Origin of the sequence: Enterococcus sp. AZ091 (assembly GCF_051714805.1) — a bacterium.
GTDB lineage: Bacteria > Bacillota > Bacilli > Lactobacillales > Enterococcaceae > Enterococcus_D > Enterococcus_D gallinarum.
In genome coordinates this window covers 774,675-790,713 of the sequence record NZ_JBIOSO010000002.1, presented here as the reverse complement: position 1 = coordinate 790,713, position 16,039 = coordinate 774,675, and the positions used below count along the sequence as shown (strand labels likewise).

The 16,039-nt window shown below is 40.2% G+C and carries 18 protein-coding genes, 1 tRNA gene and 1 other annotated feature; of the genes, 6 read left to right on the top strand and 13 right to left on the bottom strand.

All coding sequences use genetic code 11. The features are described 5' to 3' along the window. Positions 1–33 precede the first annotated feature (33 nt). The 8 genes from phnE (IGJ28_RS16120) to rplU form a co-directional block, all read right to left on the bottom strand. Positions 34–819 carry a phosphonate ABC transporter, permease protein PhnE gene (gene phnE, locus IGJ28_RS16120; RefSeq protein WP_003126186.1) on the bottom strand — a complete coding sequence of 262 codons (786 nt, stop codon included), beginning with the start codon at positions 817–819 and terminating at the stop codon, positions 34–36. Further along, on the bottom strand, positions 816–1,598 hold the full coding sequence (phnE, locus tag IGJ28_RS16115) for a phosphonate ABC transporter, permease protein PhnE (RefSeq protein ID WP_029486681.1): 783 nt from the start codon (positions 1,596–1,598) through the stop codon (positions 816–818). Before phnE (IGJ28_RS16115) ends, phnE (IGJ28_RS16120) begins: the two co-directional genes overlap by 4 nt. Further along, complete coding sequence (gene phnC / locus IGJ28_RS16110) at positions 1,595–2,383, bottom strand: phosphonate ABC transporter ATP-binding protein (RefSeq protein ID WP_005471132.1); 789 nt, start codon at positions 2,381–2,383, stop codon at positions 1,595–1,597. The genes phnE (IGJ28_RS16115) and phnC overlap by 4 nt, the downstream gene beginning before the upstream one ends. Before the next feature lie 81 nt (positions 2,384–2,464). After that, entirely contained in the window at positions 2,465–3,391 is a 927-nt protein-coding gene (locus IGJ28_RS16105; RefSeq protein WP_003126183.1) for a phosphate/phosphite/phosphonate ABC transporter substrate-binding protein, read from the bottom strand. A gap of 524 nt (positions 3,392–3,915) precedes the next feature. Beyond that, positions 3,916–4,368, bottom strand: coding sequence for a GNAT family N-acetyltransferase (locus IGJ28_RS16100; RefSeq protein ID WP_003126182.1), 453 nt, complete (start codon positions 4,366–4,368; stop codon positions 3,916–3,918). 90 nt (positions 4,369–4,458) lie between these two features. Next, positions 4,459–4,752, bottom strand: coding sequence for a 50S ribosomal protein L27 (gene rpmA, locus IGJ28_RS16095; RefSeq protein ID WP_003126181.1), 294 nt, complete (start codon positions 4,750–4,752; stop codon positions 4,459–4,461). 12 nt (positions 4,753–4,764) lie between these two features. Continuing rightward, entirely contained in the window at positions 4,765–5,109 is a 345-nt protein-coding gene (locus IGJ28_RS16090; RefSeq protein WP_003126178.1) for a ribosomal-processing cysteine protease Prp, read from the bottom strand. 26 nt (positions 5,110–5,135) lie between these two features. Further along, entirely contained in the window at positions 5,136–5,444 is a 309-nt protein-coding gene (rplU, locus tag IGJ28_RS16085; RefSeq protein WP_005225751.1) for a 50S ribosomal protein L21, read from the bottom strand. 19 nt (positions 5,445–5,463) lie between these two features. Continuing rightward, positions 5,464–5,535, bottom strand: a sequence feature (ribosomal protein L21 leader region). A 145-nt stretch (positions 5,536–5,680) separates the two neighbouring features. Here rplU and IGJ28_RS16080 point away from each other — a divergent pair. Then, positions 5,681–6,328, top strand: a complete 648-nt coding sequence (locus IGJ28_RS16080) for a uracil-DNA glycosylase (RefSeq protein WP_113849566.1) — start codon at positions 5,681–5,683, stop codon at positions 6,326–6,328. Positions 6,329–6,347: 19 nt separating this feature from the next. Here IGJ28_RS16080 and leuD read toward each other — a convergent pair whose 3' ends face one another. Genes leuD through IGJ28_RS16060 form a run of 4 tightly spaced genes read right to left on the bottom strand, consistent with a single transcriptional unit; the run spans position 6,348 to position 10,872 of the window. Beyond that, complete coding sequence (leuD, locus tag IGJ28_RS16075; RefSeq protein ID WP_252711431.1) at positions 6,348–6,938, bottom strand: 3-isopropylmalate dehydratase small subunit; 591 nt, start codon at positions 6,936–6,938, stop codon at positions 6,348–6,350. Then, positions 6,938–8,317, bottom strand: a complete 1,380-nt coding sequence (gene leuC / locus IGJ28_RS16070) for a 3-isopropylmalate dehydratase large subunit (RefSeq protein WP_003126173.1) — start codon at positions 8,315–8,317, stop codon at positions 6,938–6,940. The genes leuD and leuC overlap by 1 nt, the downstream gene beginning before the upstream one ends. Further along, the gene (gene leuB, locus IGJ28_RS16065; protein ID WP_113849563.1) at positions 8,318–9,355 is read right to left on the bottom strand and encodes a 3-isopropylmalate dehydrogenase; all 1,038 of its coding nucleotides are present in this window, start codon (positions 9,353–9,355) and stop codon (positions 8,318–8,320) included. It lies immediately after the preceding gene. Next, positions 9,352–10,872, bottom strand: a complete 1,521-nt coding sequence (locus IGJ28_RS16060) for a 2-isopropylmalate synthase (RefSeq protein ID WP_103299659.1) — start codon at positions 10,870–10,872, stop codon at positions 9,352–9,354. Before IGJ28_RS16060 ends, leuB begins: the two co-directional genes overlap by 4 nt. 610 nt (positions 10,873–11,482) lie before the next feature. Between IGJ28_RS16060 and IGJ28_RS16055 the strand changes: the two genes are divergently transcribed. The 5 genes from IGJ28_RS16055 (at position 11,483) to IGJ28_RS16035 (ending at position 14,486) form a co-directional block, all read left to right on the top strand. Next, a complete protein-coding gene (locus IGJ28_RS16055; RefSeq protein ID WP_003126170.1) occupies positions 11,483–12,178 on the top strand; it encodes an O-methyltransferase in 696 nt (231 codons plus the stop codon). A gap of 89 nt (positions 12,179–12,267) precedes the next feature. Beyond that, positions 12,268–12,341 (top strand) — tRNA-Arg (locus IGJ28_RS16050). A gap of 528 nt (positions 12,342–12,869) precedes the next feature. Then, positions 12,870–13,259: a hypothetical protein gene (locus IGJ28_RS16045; protein ID WP_252711432.1), complete on the top strand. Its 390-nt coding sequence runs from the start codon at positions 12,870–12,872 to the stop codon at positions 13,257–13,259. Next, positions 13,207–13,986 carry a hypothetical protein gene (locus IGJ28_RS16040; protein ID WP_252711433.1) on the top strand — a complete coding sequence of 260 codons (780 nt, stop codon included), beginning with the start codon at positions 13,207–13,209 and terminating at the stop codon, positions 13,984–13,986. Before IGJ28_RS16045 ends, IGJ28_RS16040 begins: the two co-directional genes overlap by 53 nt. Before the next feature lie 14 nt (positions 13,987–14,000). Then, positions 14,001–14,486: a DUF3139 domain-containing protein gene (locus IGJ28_RS16035; RefSeq protein ID WP_252711434.1), complete on the top strand. Its 486-nt coding sequence runs from the start codon at positions 14,001–14,003 to the stop codon at positions 14,484–14,486. Positions 14,487–14,881: 395 nt separating this feature from the next. Here IGJ28_RS16035 and bsh read toward each other — a convergent pair whose 3' ends face one another. Next, positions 14,882–15,856 (bottom strand): choloylglycine hydrolase, encoded by a 975-nt coding sequence (gene bsh / locus IGJ28_RS16030; RefSeq protein WP_003126166.1) that lies wholly within the window; start codon positions 15,854–15,856, stop codon positions 14,882–14,884. Positions 15,857–16,039: the final 183 nt, after the last annotated feature.

Sequence of the window (16,039 nt, the reverse complement as noted above, 5' to 3'; positions counted from 1 at the left end):
TAGGGCTGTGTGTAATTGCCGTATTTCTTATTCTTAGACCAATCGTTTGCGTAAACGCCCCGAAATAAAATCAATACAGGTAACTGTCAAAATAATACCAAGCAAAATGATGCCCACACGACTCCAAGATCGTGCATTGATAGCAAAAATCATCGGTGTACCAATCCCTCCTGCTCCCACTATTCCCAGAATCGATGCAGAGCGAACAGCTAATTCAAAACGATATAAAGTAAACGACAAAAATTCTGGAATCAACTGCGGTAAAGTCGCAAATCCTAAAACCGCCCAGCGATTTCCGCCAGCACTCACAACAGATTCAGAAGGTCCCTGATCCATATTTTCGATCGCTTCACTATATAACTTGGCCAACATACCTATGGAATGGACACTGACGGCTAAAACGCCCGCAAAAGATCCTGGACCAACAGTTTTAATAAACATGATGGCTAGAACAATCTCAGGAAACGTGCGAATCGCTGTTAAGACGACTTTTCCTGTGCCCGACAAGAATCTAGGTGTATTTTTGCTTCGAGCTGCCCAAAACGCAAAAGGAATACTTAATAAAGAAGAAATAAATGTACCAACAAAAGCGATGGCTACCGTTTCAATCATTAAACTGAACAAATCTTCGCCATCCCCGGTATAGACATAACTCCAATCCGGATGGATCAATCCGTAGAAAATTGCCCCTAAGATTTGACCAACGTTTTCTTTGATAGTAGCTAAGGGGATTCCTGCAAATGCCCAAATATAAATAGCAACCAGAACGAGCACGAAAAGCCATTTTCTTTTTTTCTGGGGTTCCGTTGGCAACATCATAGCAATCGCTCCCTTACTCTATTACTGATGGTATCTATAAGAAGAACAACGATAAAAATCGCCAAAACGATAATTGCCGTTTGGTCGTAGCGAAATTGACTCAATGATCGTTGCAAAAAGACACCGATTCCTCCCGCGCCGATATACCCTAAGATCGTTGAGGCGCGAACATTGATTTCAAAGGCATACAAAAGATAACTTAAAAAATGACTCGTTACCTGCGGAAGTACCGCGTAACGGATAATCGCCAGTTTTGATCCCCCTGAAGCGGTGACAGCCTCGATCGGTCCCGCTTCAATTGTTTCGATCGACTCATAAAATAATTTCGTAATCATCCCAAAAGAAAAGATGGAAATTGAAATCACACCAGCTACCGGACCAATACCGACAACTGCTACGAACAGCGCCGCCAACATCAAATCAGGAATCGTTCGTACGATATTCAAAAGAAAGCGAAAAATCCCCGATAACCAAGGAATTGTTAGGATATTTCTGGCTGCCAGCAAAGAAAAAGGCAAAGCAATGAGCGCCCCAAACGTTGTTCCGACAATTGCCATTTGAATGGTTTGAAGAAGAGGCTCCACAATGATCGTACTATACGACCAATCTGGTCGCAGCATTTTTATCAGTATCACGTTCATTTGATCCGCATTTTCAAAAAAACGGCGAAGATCGACTCCCGTAATCGATCCACTCAAAATCAAAACGAGCAAAAAAAGCACCAACCAAAGAATATTCTTCCATAGTCCGCTTCGTTTAGGCAACAATTGAGTGGTCATTTTTCTGTGCCTCCTTGCTCTTCGATAATCTCACTGCCGTAGATTTCTTTTAATTTTCGGTCAGTGGCTTCGCTAACTGGTCCATCAAAAACAAGGCAACCATCACGTAACCCAATGATCCGTGTACCATACTCTCGCGCTAATTGCACGGAATGCAAATTGACAACGATCGTAATACCTAACTCTTGATTGATCCGCTTTAAATCACTCATGACCTTCTCCGTTGTCATAGGATCCAGAGAAGCTACCGGCTCATCCGCTAAAATGATTTTTGGTTCCTGAGTCAATGCCCGTGCAATCGAGACCCGTTGTTGCTGCCCACCAGACAATTGATCGGCTCTTGAATAAACTTTTTCGGCTAGATTCACTCTTTGTAGCGATTGATAAGCTAGTTCCTTATCCGCTTGCGGAAACAATCCCAAAAGCATCTGAAGAGTGGGGTGATAAGCGACTCTTCCAGTGAGAACATTCCTTAAGACACTCGAACGTTTTACCAAATTGAAGCTTTGGAAAATCATGCCAATGTCTCGGCGAATCAAACGTAATTCTTTGCCCTTTGCCTTTGTAATGGAGCGATTATCGATCAAAATTTCGCCACTGGTGATTTCGTGCAAGCGGTTGATGGAACGCAGCATGGTTGATTTCCCCGCACCAGACAACCCAACAACGATCACAAACTCCCCTTGATCGATGTCAATATTCAAATCTTTTAACCCCAGCACACCGTTTGGATATTCTTTTGTCACATTTCTAAACGAAATGATCTTTTTATTTGCTAACGCCATGGTTCTCCTACTTTCTCTCATTAAACTACTTTTATAAAATTGAAAAGGGTATCTGCTGATACGATACCCTTTCTCTGCCGCTTATTGTCCTACTTGTTCTGCATATTCACGAACGATATCAAAATTACTGTCTTGGGAGACTACATAGCCTTCATGAGAGTAGATATCTGAAATGATTTGATGACCTTCTTCATCTTTACCAATTTCGATAAAGGCATCTTGGATTTTTTTGTCCCATTCCTCACTCATATCACTGCGAACACTAATGGTGTCATTCGGGATTGGTTCTGTGAAATACATAGGTTCCACGTCATTCATGATTTTAGGATAATCTTTCTTCACTGTATTTCGCGCATCTTCAAAAACGAAAGCCGCATCTACATCTCCGTTTAAGACAGCCAAAACTGCTTGGTCATGACCTTTGACTTGAACTGTCGTTACATCCTTATTGATGTCTATCCCTTCTTTTTGAAGTTCCGCAACTGGCCAAACATACCCAGCCGAAGAGGTTACATCTTGTGTAGCGATCGTTTTCCCTTTCAAATCAGCTAATTCCTTGATATCGCTGCCGCTCTTGACCACAACCATTGATCGATAGCTATCCACCAATTCATCTGTCGCTTCACCACCAGGCTGCTTGATTCCATATCGCTGTGCCTGCAGTAATACTTTTACATTGCTTTGTTCATGAGCCAAAACATAAGCATTTGGAGGCAAAAAGCCCACATCCACTTGCTTAGAAGCCATTGCTTCGACGATCGTATTGTAATCTGTTGAAACACTTACGGTAACTGGAATTCCTAATTTATCACTTAGCAGCTTTTCAAGCGGTTTCGCTTTAGCCTCTAACGTTTCTGCTGCTTGCGAGGGCACAAATTGAACTGTCAACTTTTCTGGAACATATTGTTCCTCTGCACTCGAACTAGATTCTCCCGCTCCGCAAGCTGCTAATGCCAATCCAGTTGCTAACCCTAATCCAACGATTCCTACCTTTTTCCAAAGCTTCATTCTTCTTCTCCTTTGTGTTAAAAATCAGAACAACCAATTAACGAACTTTACCTTTTTGATTATAGAAAAATGTACATTTAATTACAACTATTTTTCGCTATAAATAGATATTTTTTTAGTAAAATCAATCTAATCACGAACATTAACTTGTGTGCCTTTTCTCAATCAAAGAGTATTTCACAGTCTGTCAATTGCTTTGCTCTACTTTAAAAAGAGTACCAAAGCAATTTATTGTTTGTATTTACAACACGTAAAGTTTCTGTTAATCCTCTCGAAGATAGTTGTGATCTATTGGACATGTCATCAATCAGGAAATTCTCTACTTTTGAGGCTACAATTCTCTCTTCACATCTACCGGTAACTAGTTTGACCAAGATTACCAAAACAAAAGTTTGAAGAGACAGATCGAAAAGATGATCGCCTTTTCTTCCCCGGACTTACAACAGCAGTCTTCCAAGTGCAAAAAAACTCATGGCTGTCGGCTCCTCACATCCAACACCACCATGAGTTTATTTTCAACCAGATTATCTCCATTCTTTCAACAACACGGTCTCATCATTTACAAACTCTCCAGTTGCAACAAATCCAAAACCTTCGTACATTTGTTTAGCGATCGTATTTTCTTTAACGGAAGAAATTCGTAGTTCTTTTGCTTGGATCGCCTGCCGGAACCATTCAATCGCTGCTTCCATTGCCTGTGATCCATATCCTTTTTGCTGAAAGCGATGATCAATCATAAAACGCTCGATCCACCATGATTCTTTTGCATAATCTTCATCCGCTTCGTAATAACTAAACAATAAGAAACCGATCATTTCTTCTTGATGATAAATCGCAAAAGCCTGCCGAGCTTCTTCATATACAGCTTCCAGCAAAGAATACCAATTAGGCGCAACAAATTTTTCTTGTTCTTTGGTTGTTTTTAGTTCAATACAGCCACGATAATTCTCTTTTGTGATTGGTTTTAACCGGATCATTTCAGACCTCCTCTAATTAAATCGCTTTCAAACAAACCGAATAAAAAAAGATGACTTACTAAGGATATAGTAAATCATCTAACTGTATTATTAAGCTTCTTGCGCTACTGGGTATACAGAAACTTGCTTTTTATCGCGGCCTTTACGTTCGAAACGAACAACACCGTCAACTTTTGCAAATAATGTATCATCTCCACCGATACCTACGTTTACTCCTGGGTAAATTTTAGTACCGCGTTGGCGATAAAGGATTGATCCACCTGAAACAGTTTGACCATCAGCACGTTTAGCACCTAAACGTTTTGATTGAGAGTCGCGTCCGTTAGAAGTAGAACCGCCACCTTTTTTGTGAGCGAAGAATTGCAAATTCATTTTCATCAACATGAGATGCACCTCCTAGTTTTCTTTGATTGTTTTGATTTGGATATAATCGCTGTATTCTTCTTGAACAGATTGCAGACCAATCAATAGATTCTCTAAAAGAATCTGAGAGATATTCGACTGCTCTTGGGTCAAACGAGGAACAAGTTTAACAAGAAGGTAGCCACCTTCTTCATTGTTCGCTTCAACGATTGGTGTTACACCAGCCAAAGCATCGATCCCATTTACCGCACTGATCGCTAATGCTGAAGCAGCTGCGCAGACGATGTCTTTGCCATATTCTCCTGCTTGCGCGTGACCGGTAAGTTCAAAAGAAACAATCCGACCAGAGTCATTACGCTTGAATGTCCCTTTGATCATATTCGTTACCCTACTTTTCGTAAGAATTATGCATTGATTGCGTCAATAACAACTTTTGTGTAAGGTTGACGGTGACCTTGTTTGCGGTGTGAATGTTTTTTAGGTTTGTATTTGAAAGTTACGACTTTCTTTTGTTTGCCGTGTTTTTCTACAGTTCCTTCAACAGTTGCACCAGCAACGATTGGGGCACCTACTTTTGTTGATTCGCCACCTACTAAGATCACTTCATCAAAAGTAACTTTTTGTCCAGCTTCTACATCTAATTTTTCAACATAGATTGCTTGACCCACTTCAACTTTTACTTGTTTACCACCAGTTTTGATAATTGCGTACATGCTCTAAAGCACCTCCTTCTATTATACTTAGACTCGCCATCCCAAGTGACTTTCGTACTTAATAACTTGTTCTGTGCGGTTGTAGCTGTGGAGTCCACAATTACAACAGATTAACTTTATCAAAATGTTTCCGTAAAGTCAATGAAAAATAATGATTTATTTTCGTCATGCCGCTTTACTATTTTTTTTAAGTAAGTTGTTTTACTATAGAAGAAAGAAACAAATGAGGTGTTAAAATGAACTACCCAAAAAAACTAGCTGAGCCAATCATTGAACAATCAAAAGCCTATCAGCTTGAAGGTTTTGTTCCTGGTCAAGGACCGCTTCATCCCAAATTAATGATCGTTGGTGAAGCACCTGGACGGACCGAAATCGAGAATTTTATTCCTTTCAGTGGCCAAGCAGGCAAAGAACTGATGGCCTCTTTGGCGTTAGTCGGACTGACACGTGAAGAGGTATATATCACGAGTGCAGTACGGAGCCGTCCCTATTCGATCAAAGAACGAATCAACAAACGAAGTGGCGCACATGAAGTAGTGCACCCCAATCGAACGCCAACAAAAAAAGAAGTCTTGTTGCATGCGCCTTTATTGGATTACGAAATCCAAAAGGTGGATCCGCCTTTGATTGCTACGGTTGGAAACATCGGGTTACAAAGATTATTAGGCAATCGCTATTCCATTACAAATGTTCATGGGCAGCCAATCAGAAGTGCGATCCAACAGTTGAATGCTGAAAAAAATGGTTATACGTGGTCTGACAAACAATACCTGATTGTTCCAATGTATCATCCCGCTGCCATTTTTTATAATCGAACATTGGCTGAGCGGATCCATCAAGATTGGTCTGGCTTGAATCACATCAGAGAGCATGGCTTGCACTAGCATCTCGCAATTCTGTCTTTTAGTTGCGGCGATAATGAGGGATTGTTTTTTCATAAGCAGTGATTTTTTCTTCTTCTTGCAACGTGATGCCAATCTCATCTAATCCATTGACCAGTTTATGCTTCCATGTTGCATCGATCTCAAAAGGATAGACCGTTTGTTTGACAGTTACGTGCTGTTTGGGAAGATCAATAGCGATCCTCTCATCAGGAGCCAATGCTGCCAATACTTGACGAGCAGAAAGCGATAAAACGATAGGCAGCAAGCCGTTTTTCGTTGCATTCATATAAAAAATATCGCTAAAACTGCCGGCAATCACTGCACGAAAGCCGTAGTCCATCAGCGCCCAAGCCGCATGTTCACGCGAAGAACCAGAACCAAAATTATCTCCAGAAATGAGGATAGATGCTTCTTTGTATTCTGGAAAGTTCAAAATAAATTCAGGATTTGAACGGCGATTTGGTAAATAGCGCCAGTCATCAAAAAGGTATTGACCAAATCCTGTCTTTTCAACCCGTTTTAAATAATTTTTCGGTAAAATTTGATCCGTATCAATATTATCATTCATTAATGGGATCGTTTTCCCTTGATAGTAAGTGAAGGATTCCATTAATTTTTCCTCCCGACGATTTCTCGAACATCTACAAAGCGTCCATAAACAGCGGCAGCCGCAGCCATTGCTGGACTGCATAAATGGGTACGGGCATTCTTACCTTGACGTCCAACGAAGTTCCGATTTGATGTAGAAGCACAATGGACGCCCGCTGGTACTTTATCTGGATTCATGCCTAGGCACATGGAACAACCAGGCTCTCGCCATTCGAAACCTGCATCTTTAAAGATCTGATCTAACCCCAGTTTTTCTGCCGCTTTTCTAACTGGACGTGATCCTGGAACCACGATGCCTGTGACCCCATCTTTGATTTTTTTTCCTTCCAAAATAGTTGCGGCTTCTTGCAAGTCAGAGAGTCGACCATTTGTGCAGGAACCGATAAAAATATATTCAATTGGAATATCTTCGGCTCGCTGTCCAGGGTGCAATGCCATATATTGATAAGCTTGTTCATCATTATGGTCACGAATTTCAGGAAAGACTCCACTGATAGGCACTCCCATCTCAGGATTGGTTCCCCACGTAATATAAGGTTCCAGCTGAGAGGCATCAAGTGTCAATTGGGTATCAAAAACAGCATCTTCGTCGGTTTTTAGCGTTTGCCAGTCTGCAATTGCGTCAGCGAGCTCTTTGGGTGCATATTCCCGACCCGCGACATAAGCAAAGGTTGTTTCATCAGGGGCAATCAGCCCTATCTTCGCCCCACCTTCAATCGACATATTACAAATCGTCATGCGCTCCTCCATTGACAGATTCCGGATTGTTTCTCCATAAAATTCAATGGCATGACCTACTCCAAAATCCGTACCGTGAGTGGCGATCAGGGCAAGAATGATATCTTTAGCGTAGACGCCCGGTTGCAAAGTTCCCTTGATCTCAATCCCCATACGTTTTGGTTTCGTTTGCCAAATCGTTTGAGTTGCAAAAACATGCTCCACCTCACTTGTGCCAATACCAAAAGCGATAGCTCCAAACGCGCCATGTGTGGCTGTATGTGAGTCTCCACAAACGATCGTCTTCCCCGGTTGTGTCAGACCGGTTTCCGGGCCAACCATGTGTACGATTCCTTGTCGGGCTGAGCCATTGTCACATAACTGTATCCCAAATGCTTGGCAGTTGTTGCGCAGTGTATCAATCTGTTTCTTTGCAACCAAATCCGTGATCGTAAAAATATCTTTAGTCGGGACATTGTGGTCCATCGTTGCAAAGGTCTTTTCAGGGCACCGAACACGCCGGCCAGCTTGCCTCAGTCCTTCAAAAGCTTGAGGAGAAGTCACTTCATGGATCAGATGCAGATCGATATATAACAGCTGTGCCTCACCTTCTTCCAGCACTACATGACGTTCCCAGAGTTTGTCAAATAATGTTTTCCCCATTCAGTAGCCCCCTAATTTTTTGATTACCGCATCCGTAAATTCTGTTGTAGTAGTATTTCCTCCAAGATCACAAGTCACGACCCCATCTTCCATCACTTGATAGCATGCCTGCTCCATCTGATCAGCAATTGATTTCATCCCAAAAGAAGTTAGCATCATCCCCACAGACAGAATCATTGAAATGGGATTAGCAATATCTTTGCCGGCAATATCCGGTGCTGAACCGTGAATCGGTTCATACAGTGAAACCCCAGAAAGACTATGACTTGCACTAGCCAAAACACCTAATGATCCTGGTAGGACTGACGCCTCATCGCTGAGAATATCGCCAAAAAGATTTTCAGTCACAATCACATCGAATGCAGTTGGCTGTTGCAAGATCTTCATAGCGGCAGAATCAACATATTGATGTGTTAACTGACAATCGGGAAATTCTTGCGCTACTTCATTCGCCACCTTTCGCCATAATTTGCTTGTTGCCAAAACATTGGCCTTGTCCACGGACACTACTCGCCGTTGTCTAGTTCGTGCGATCTGAAACGCCTTTCGTAAGATACGGCGAATCTCTTCCCTATGGTAATAATTCAGATCCGAAGCCTCTGTTGCCGATAGCTTTTTTTCTCCAAAATAAATGCCGCTCGTCAATTCTCTTACCAGTACCAGATCGGTTCCTTTAACGATCTGCTCTTTCAAAGGAGAAAAGGGTAAAAAAGCATCCGTTACTTTGATGGGGCGAATGTTGGCATAAAGATCAAGCGCACGCCGCAAGTCCAATAAACCTTTTTCCGGTGTATAAGCTGCATTTTCCCACTTGGGATCCCCAATGGCTCCGAGCAAAATGGCATCCGCTTGCTGACAAGCTTGCAATGTTTTTTTTGGCAGTGGTGTGCCATACTGCTCAATGGCTTGTCCGCCAAATGCATAAGACTCAAAAGCGAAATACGGGTTGCTTGGCAAACACGCCTTTACAATTTGCAATGCACTGGTCATGATCTCCGGTCCGATGCCATCACCAGCAAGAACGACGATTTTTTTCATTTATTCTCGCCTCGATTCTTCAAAGCAGCGCTGGCTTGTACATAGGCTTTTGCAGAAGCTTGCAACACATCAAAATCAACACCGATCCCACTGATTTGTCGGTTTGTCTCTGCGCATTCGATAGCTACATGAACTTCTGCTTGCGCATCTTCTCCACTCGTAAGAGCCGTGATTTCATAATTTAGCAGTCGCGGTTGCTGATCAAAAATCTGGTCGATCGAATTATAGATTGCTTGAATGCTCCCAGCGCCAATTGCTGAGGCAACATAAGATTGATGATCTTTTGTGATCGATACCACGGCACCTTGATGACCATTGGAGACATATTGTAGCTGAACAGCCTCTAATTCAACGCCCTCTGTTTGCGTGCGACCTTGATCCGCTGCTAACGCCAGCAAATCCTGCTCCGTTACTTGTTTCTTTTTGTCTGCCAGTTCTTTGAATCGTTTGAACAATGCATTTGTTTCCTCAGAGTCAAACTGATAGCCTAATTGATTCATCTTTTCTATAAACGCATGCCGACCAGATAATTTTCCCAGCGGTAGCGAATTTGTTTGAACACCGACTAATTGCGGCGTAATGATCTCGTATGTCTCAGGATTCTTCAAGACGCCATCTTGATGGATGCCCGATTCATGTGCATAGGCGTTTCCTCCAACGATCGCTTTATTCTTAGGAACAGCGATCCCTGATAGTCGAGCGACTAGGTCACTGGTTCGTTTGGTTTCGCCTAACTGGATATTCGTTGTGCAGTCATAGAAATCTTGACGCACATGCAATGCTAATGCCACCTCTTCCAACGCCGTGTTTCCGGCCCGTTCACCAATGCCATTGATCGTTCCTTCCACACGAGTGGCTCCGTTCTCAATAGCTGCCAGAGCATTCGCCGTTGCCATTCCCAGATCATCGTGACAGTGGGAGGAAAACATAATCGGTTCCTTGCTTTTGGTATTGGCAATCAAATAGGCAAATAATTCGCCATAGGCAGTGGGATTACTATAGCCAACGGTATCTGGAATATTGATGATGGTCGCCCCGGCATCGATCGCTGTTTGGACCGCTTCTAACAGAAAATCTTTTTCTGTGCGGGTCGCATCTTCTGGAGAAAATTGAACCTTGTCAAATAAGGTTCTAGCATAGGTAACATGTTCTTTGATTGCTCGGATTACTTCTTCTTTAGTCATGGCTAATTTATAACGGCGATGGACTTCACTGGTTGCCAAAAACACATGGATCTGGGGACTTACTGCTTGCTTTAATGCCTCATAAGCGCGATCAATATCTTTAATTTGACAGCGTGCCAGACCTGCCACTGTCATCGTGGATACAGCAGTTGCGATTGCTTGAACCGCTGCAAAGTCTCCTTCCGAAGCAATTGGAAAACCTGCCTCAATTGTATCAATTCCCCATTTTTCCAGCTGTAAAGCAAGCTGTACCTTTTCTTTCATATTGAAATTCACTCCTGGAGTCTGTTCTCCATCTCGAAGGGTGGTGTCAAAAAACTGGATCTGTCTCAAACTAATTCCTCCTCTGGCTCATTTATTCTTTTAGGGTATAAAAAAAGCACTCCATAAAGGTCTTCCCTTTATGCAATGCGAATAGGACTCTTCTGTTTCACGTCATCAGATCATGAAATACAAAAAAGAGTCCTCACGGTAATAATAAGTTGCTAGTGTTCATCGGCCTATTTCTATTCATTTTATTCACCTGTCACTTTCTGCTTCTCGTTACCTTATATAAGAAGATACCGAAAGACACTGCATCTGTCAATGCTTTTAATTGAATTTTCTGAATATTTAGATAAGAGTTCTTATCAGAAAAAGAAATCATTTTTTTCTTTCTTAGGATCCATTGGAAATACTTCTTTTGAAATACGTCCCTTTAAAACAGATTTTTTTCAGCAAATACTGGTTATATCTTCACAGACTCTTAACATAATTTAAACATTGCTCTGTTAGTATCATTGTATACCAAAAATTATTTTTCAACCTTTCTCCCCTACCAGTCATTCGACTGGTTTTTTTGTCTTACTGAGCAAAAGATCTGTTCTTTTCCCAAGTAGAAAGGATTGAACTCAAAGAGAGTTATCCGTATAATAAGTAACAGAAATTATTTAGGAGGATCAGGATGCGTAACGAAATGATGCATCGTCCAGTAGTAAAAAAAGAACTAGTGGCGTTTATGCGGGAAAAACAAAAGCAATTAACTGGGAAATTAGGTCAAATCGAACAGGCAGCTCATGAAAAAGAAGTTCCTATTATTCCGCATGAGACAGTGGTGTTCCTGCAATTTTTATTAGGACAAATGAAGCCCAAGCAAATATTAGAAATCGGTACAGCAATCGGCTTTTCTTCAAGTTTGATGGCACAGTATGTAGGTGATGGTCACGTAACTACCATCGATCGCTATGATGTCATGATCAAAAAAGCCAGAGAAACTTACAAACAATTGGGCCTTGAGGATAAAGTCACTCTTTTAGAGGGACAGGCAGCAGACGTTTTGCCGACACTTGATGGCCCTTACGATTTTATTTTCATGGATAGTGCAAAGTCTAAATACATCGAATTTTTACCGGAATGCTTACGACTTTTACGTAAAGGCGGCGTGTTAATGGTCGATGACGTCTTTCAGGCAGGAACGATTTTAGATCCTATAGAAGACATTCCACGAGGACAACGGGCCATCCACCGTAAACTAAACCTTTTCCTCAATACAGTGATGGATCATCCCCAACTGACTTCTAGCTTAATTCCCTTAGGAGATGGCGTTATTCTTATTACGAAAGAAGCAGATCATGTGGACGTGGCTACAACCAGCGAGTAACGAGTCATTTTAAAGAAAGTTGGCAAAAATAGCGAAAAGCGATTGACATTAGGCGCTCCTTTTTCTATAATGTTATTTGTTGCTGACTTGTCATAGTAGCTCAGCTGGATAGAGCATCCGCCTTCTAAGCGGACGGTCGGGGGTTCGAATCCCTCCTGTGACGTTATATTATCATACGTTCTATATACAAACCGTTAGGAATATGAATTCCTAGCGGTTTTTGTTTACCGTTTATGGACATCCCGGGACCTTTTTACGTCATACTAGTTTTATAAGCACACAGATTACACAAATCTATCGAAATTAAGCTTGTCAAATCTTGTATTTATCGGGCGACAAGAATTTGAACTTTTTTGTCACGTGAAATCATAAATTTTTCTGAGCTAAGGTGACGCAAAGAATATCTATAGGAGAAGCGCTCATCTCATGTAGCCTGTCTTTTATTCACTATCCTACTATGCTTGTAGGTTTAAAAAAATGAAACTAACCATCATTATTGAAACTAACCATCATTAAAGAAAAAATCTTCTCCTCGATTCTAAGTAAAAAGGTTCTTAGTGGAAAAACCTTTTTCGGTTGTTCAATAATCATGTGACAAAGGCGTAAGTTGTTTTTTTACATTATTAATGTTAATCTCCACTTAGATATAATATATATACAATTAATAACACTACAGAAAGGCGTGAATTAAATGAAAAGATTATTTATCGTCCTCTCCATTCTCTCTTTGTTATTCATTGGTCTAAGCTGCATTGGAAACGCTTATTCAGAAGAACACTCAACGCGTTCAACTACTACCACCGATACAAGCAACACCTTCATAACCGTTTCATCAACTGATATTTCTGATCCAATACTAACAAACTCACTTGAAGAAGAAACAGCACCTACTACAGCCACTTCATCAGAGCAAGAATCTCGAACATCTCTTTGGGATATGGAAGACGAAAACAAAGTAAAATATGATTCTGATCAAACAAATTCTCCAGAACTAACAGATCAAGAAGCAACGAAAATTAAAGAATTATATGAAAAAGGAATCGCTGAAGGAAAAGTTAATCGAGAATTATACTCCTTATGAAGCTTTTCAAGAGAATTATCAAGTAAATAAAACAACTTATGAAGAAATGAAAGAAGTTGTTGGCGCTGGATTAACCTATGATAACTGGTTTGGAGAAATATTAAATTACAGTGCCTTCCCGGATGGAGAAGGACATTCTCCTCGCAATAATCAACGGCAAAAACGTGCAACCCAAAAGCAAAACGCAGACCGTTTCAAACGTGATCTTCGTAAAGGAGATATTATTGTTGTCAGTGGTGGTATGGGGCATGCAGCAATCGCCACTAGTGATAACTATATCTTAGAGATGTCTGGAGGAGGAGTAATTAACAAATGGCCTACTGGTGTCATGAAAGATAATAACCATCAATTTAGTAAAGAAAAGTGGATAAATGGTGGTAGTGAACAAGGAGCTAAGAGTATCAGACATATAGATAATTGGGTCCAAATCTGGCGGCTCCCAAATAAAACTATGGCAAATAAATGCGCTTCTTATGCGGACAAAATTTTTTGGAATTCATCTGGTGGCTATAAAAAGAACCGTCACTATGATTATTTCATTGGTCCTAATACGCTATCTACGAATCCAACCTACTGTTCAAAATTGGTTTTCCATGCTTTTTGGTATGGTAGTGGTTCTGCTCCGGTCATGCAAAGCTATGCTTCAGGACTTACGTTCATTGCTCCAGGTGCCTTGCCTAATATATTCACTACTTCTTACAAACCATATAAAGTTGGAACTTATTAATAGGAGAGATTCTTATGAAAAAAATTTTGTACATTTTATTAAGCTGTTTTTTATTTGTAATAGTGGTGATCCTATTATATTTCGGTTATTTTAAATATCAAGAATACACATCTTACCAAAAGATCGATAACTTTATAGGCCAAACAAAAGAAATCCCTCAAGAAGAAATCCTATTAGTGAAAGATATTTACCCACTTTCTAATAAAAATGAAACCTATTTTTCAAAAGATATCACAACAAAAAAAGATTTTGAAAATTGGAAAAAAGAAATTACCAAAACGGGAAAATTTTATAATGGAAATCTTGTTCCCAAAGATTACATTCCTACCTTAGAAGACTGTGAATTAATTTATAGTTTTATTTACGCAGTAGAAAATTATGGATTTAAAAAACGTTTATCATTTAATTATATTATATCTGGAACCTCAGAAAACAGTAAAAAAGTAATCAAAGAAAATTTTGCCTATCCTGATATCCCTTTCGATTATCCAGAAGAATAAAACTCATGAACTTCCTTGATCGAAATTACTTAGGTGAACCCATATTCAAAAAACGTTATTTTACCGCTAAGGACCCTTGACCTTAGCGGTTTTTGTTTTGCTTTGTACCCAATCTGTGCCAAATATAAATCAAAGATGCACTCTTTGTTCAACCAAAAAGTGCATCTTATCAAACTAGCAAGTTCTTTTATTTTTCATCTCACGAATGTCCGAGTTATCGCGAAAAAACTGTAACACATGGATTCATAAATCAATTATCTAAAGGTGTTGGTCATTGCTGCTAGTCATCAATTATCTTCTGTCGTATTTCTTAGCAGTAAAAACCACCTTCTCTTTCGATCACTTCATCCAAGCGATACGTACGCTACCGTTCTTCTCTGAAAGTTATTTACCGATTAATTAGCAACGTGTATTTGCTGTTGTTCAACTAACGGATAACTAATCAGTTTTTCACTGTCTAAGTCTTCTTTATGCATATCTACAGCGACGATTTGACTATTTTCATAGGTCCGATAGTAATAAATCCCTTTGTCGACATTGCAGCAAGAAGAATAAATGGTATATTCATATTTCCCGTCTCCCACATCACATAATCCTTTTTGCTGTTCGACAGACCCTAAAATATGGAAAAATTGGCTGATACTTTCTGATTCTGAATCACCAGATACAGAATTCAGTTTCGTGAATGCAGCCTTCACAAATCGAGACATCGAGGACAAATCCCCAGGCAACCCAATTCCGCCCATTCCTCGACTATACTCATTCAATTCGATTGCATCTGAGAAGGTATTGGTTGGCGTTTTACTAGATAAAGAACGATAGTTATTTAAATTGAACAAATGATAGTCAAAAGAAGGATTGTTCGTTAGGACACCAACAGGATTATCATAGATATGAAGTCCGTCTTTCATACTTTCTACAACGATTGAAGATTCTTTATCCGCTAATAACCAGTGTAAAGGCGATAGCGGAAGATTTTCGCTAAAATTGATATTAACCAAATTGATTTTATTCAACAATTCTTTTGCTTCAGCTACTGTGCTGCATTGCCCTAATATCCAGGGAATGAATTCAAATGGTGTGACATTGTCTTTATTCTCAACCGGTTCTTTGTAATCTGCAAAACCAGCAAAATTTAACCCAGCCATGCTTAAACCTTTTTCATTGGTAGCATCATAATACAGCGGATAATCCGCTATACCAGCAGCAATCCCGATCATCGCATAATGCTGTGATAACTCACCAACTTTTCGAAAAGACAGCTTATAGTTCCTAGGAGTAATCGTGACTACTTCTTCATAAGACAGCTCATAATCAAAGTTTCTACCAAAATAGTGATCTCGCGTTGAATAAGTAATTGATGTACACATATTTTTTCCTCCTAATGTTCATTTTTTCACTTATATTTTACTCCTATTCACTTTTTTTTCAAAAGAAATGATTGTGTCTCGAACTCAGTTCTTTTATTGGTTATAATCATCTCTAGGAAAATGAACGTTAACAAGTACTCTATTCGTACTTTTCAATAAAACTTATCGTTGTTACACTAGATT

What these genes read in the sequence shown, in the direction of transcription:
- IGJ28_RS16040 (WP_252711433.1), top strand. Translation starts at nt 13,207, where the DNA reads ATGAAAAAGGAATCGCTGAAGGAAAAGTTAATCGAGAATTATACTCCT.
- leuB (WP_113849563.1), bottom strand. Translation starts at nt 9,355, where the DNA reads ATGAAAAAAATCGTCGTTCTTGCTGGTGATGGCATCGGACCGGAGATC.
- rpmA (WP_003126181.1), bottom strand. Translation starts at nt 4,752, where the DNA reads ATGTTGATGAAAATGAATTTGCAATTCTTCGCTCACAAAAAAGGTGGC.
- rplU (WP_005225751.1), bottom strand. Translation starts at nt 5,444, where the DNA reads ATGTACGCAATTATCAAAACTGGTGGTAAACAAGTAAAAGTTGAAGTG.
- IGJ28_RS16055 (WP_003126170.1), top strand. Translation starts at nt 11,483, where the DNA reads ATGCGTAACGAAATGATGCATCGTCCAGTAGTAAAAAAAGAACTAGTG.
- IGJ28_RS16105 (WP_003126183.1), bottom strand. Translation starts at nt 3,391, where the DNA reads ATGAAGCTTTGGAAAAAGGTAGGAATCGTTGGATTAGGGTTAGCAACT.
- IGJ28_RS16080 (WP_113849566.1), top strand. Translation starts at nt 5,681, where the DNA reads ATGAACTACCCAAAAAAACTAGCTGAGCCAATCATTGAACAATCAAAA.
- bsh (WP_003126166.1), bottom strand. Translation starts at nt 15,856, where the DNA reads ATGTGTACATCAATTACTTATTCAACGCGAGATCACTATTTTGGTAGA.
- IGJ28_RS16100 (WP_003126182.1), bottom strand. Translation starts at nt 4,368, where the DNA reads ATGATCCGGTTAAAACCAATCACAAAAGAGAATTATCGTGGCTGTATT.
- phnC (WP_005471132.1), bottom strand. Translation starts at nt 2,383, where the DNA reads ATGGCGTTAGCAAATAAAAAGATCATTTCGTTTAGAAATGTGACAAAA.
- leuD (WP_252711431.1), bottom strand. Translation starts at nt 6,938, where the DNA reads ATGGAATCCTTCACTTACTATCAAGGGAAAACGATCCCATTAATGAAT.
- IGJ28_RS16045 (WP_252711432.1), top strand. Translation starts at nt 12,870, where the DNA reads ATGAAAAGATTATTTATCGTCCTCTCCATTCTCTCTTTGTTATTCATT.
- IGJ28_RS16035 (WP_252711434.1), top strand. Translation starts at nt 14,001, where the DNA reads ATGAAAAAAATTTTGTACATTTTATTAAGCTGTTTTTTATTTGTAATA.
- IGJ28_RS16090 (WP_003126178.1), bottom strand. Translation starts at nt 5,109, where the DNA reads ATGATCAAAGGGACATTCAAGCGTAATGACTCTGGTCGGATTGTTTCT.
- leuC (WP_003126173.1), bottom strand. Translation starts at nt 8,317, where the DNA reads ATGGGGAAAACATTATTTGACAAACTCTGGGAACGTCATGTAGTGCTG.
- phnE (WP_003126186.1), bottom strand. Translation starts at nt 819, where the DNA reads ATGATGTTGCCAACGGAACCCCAGAAAAAAAGAAAATGGCTTTTCGTG.
- phnE (WP_029486681.1), bottom strand. Translation starts at nt 1,598, where the DNA reads ATGACCACTCAATTGTTGCCTAAACGAAGCGGACTATGGAAGAATATT.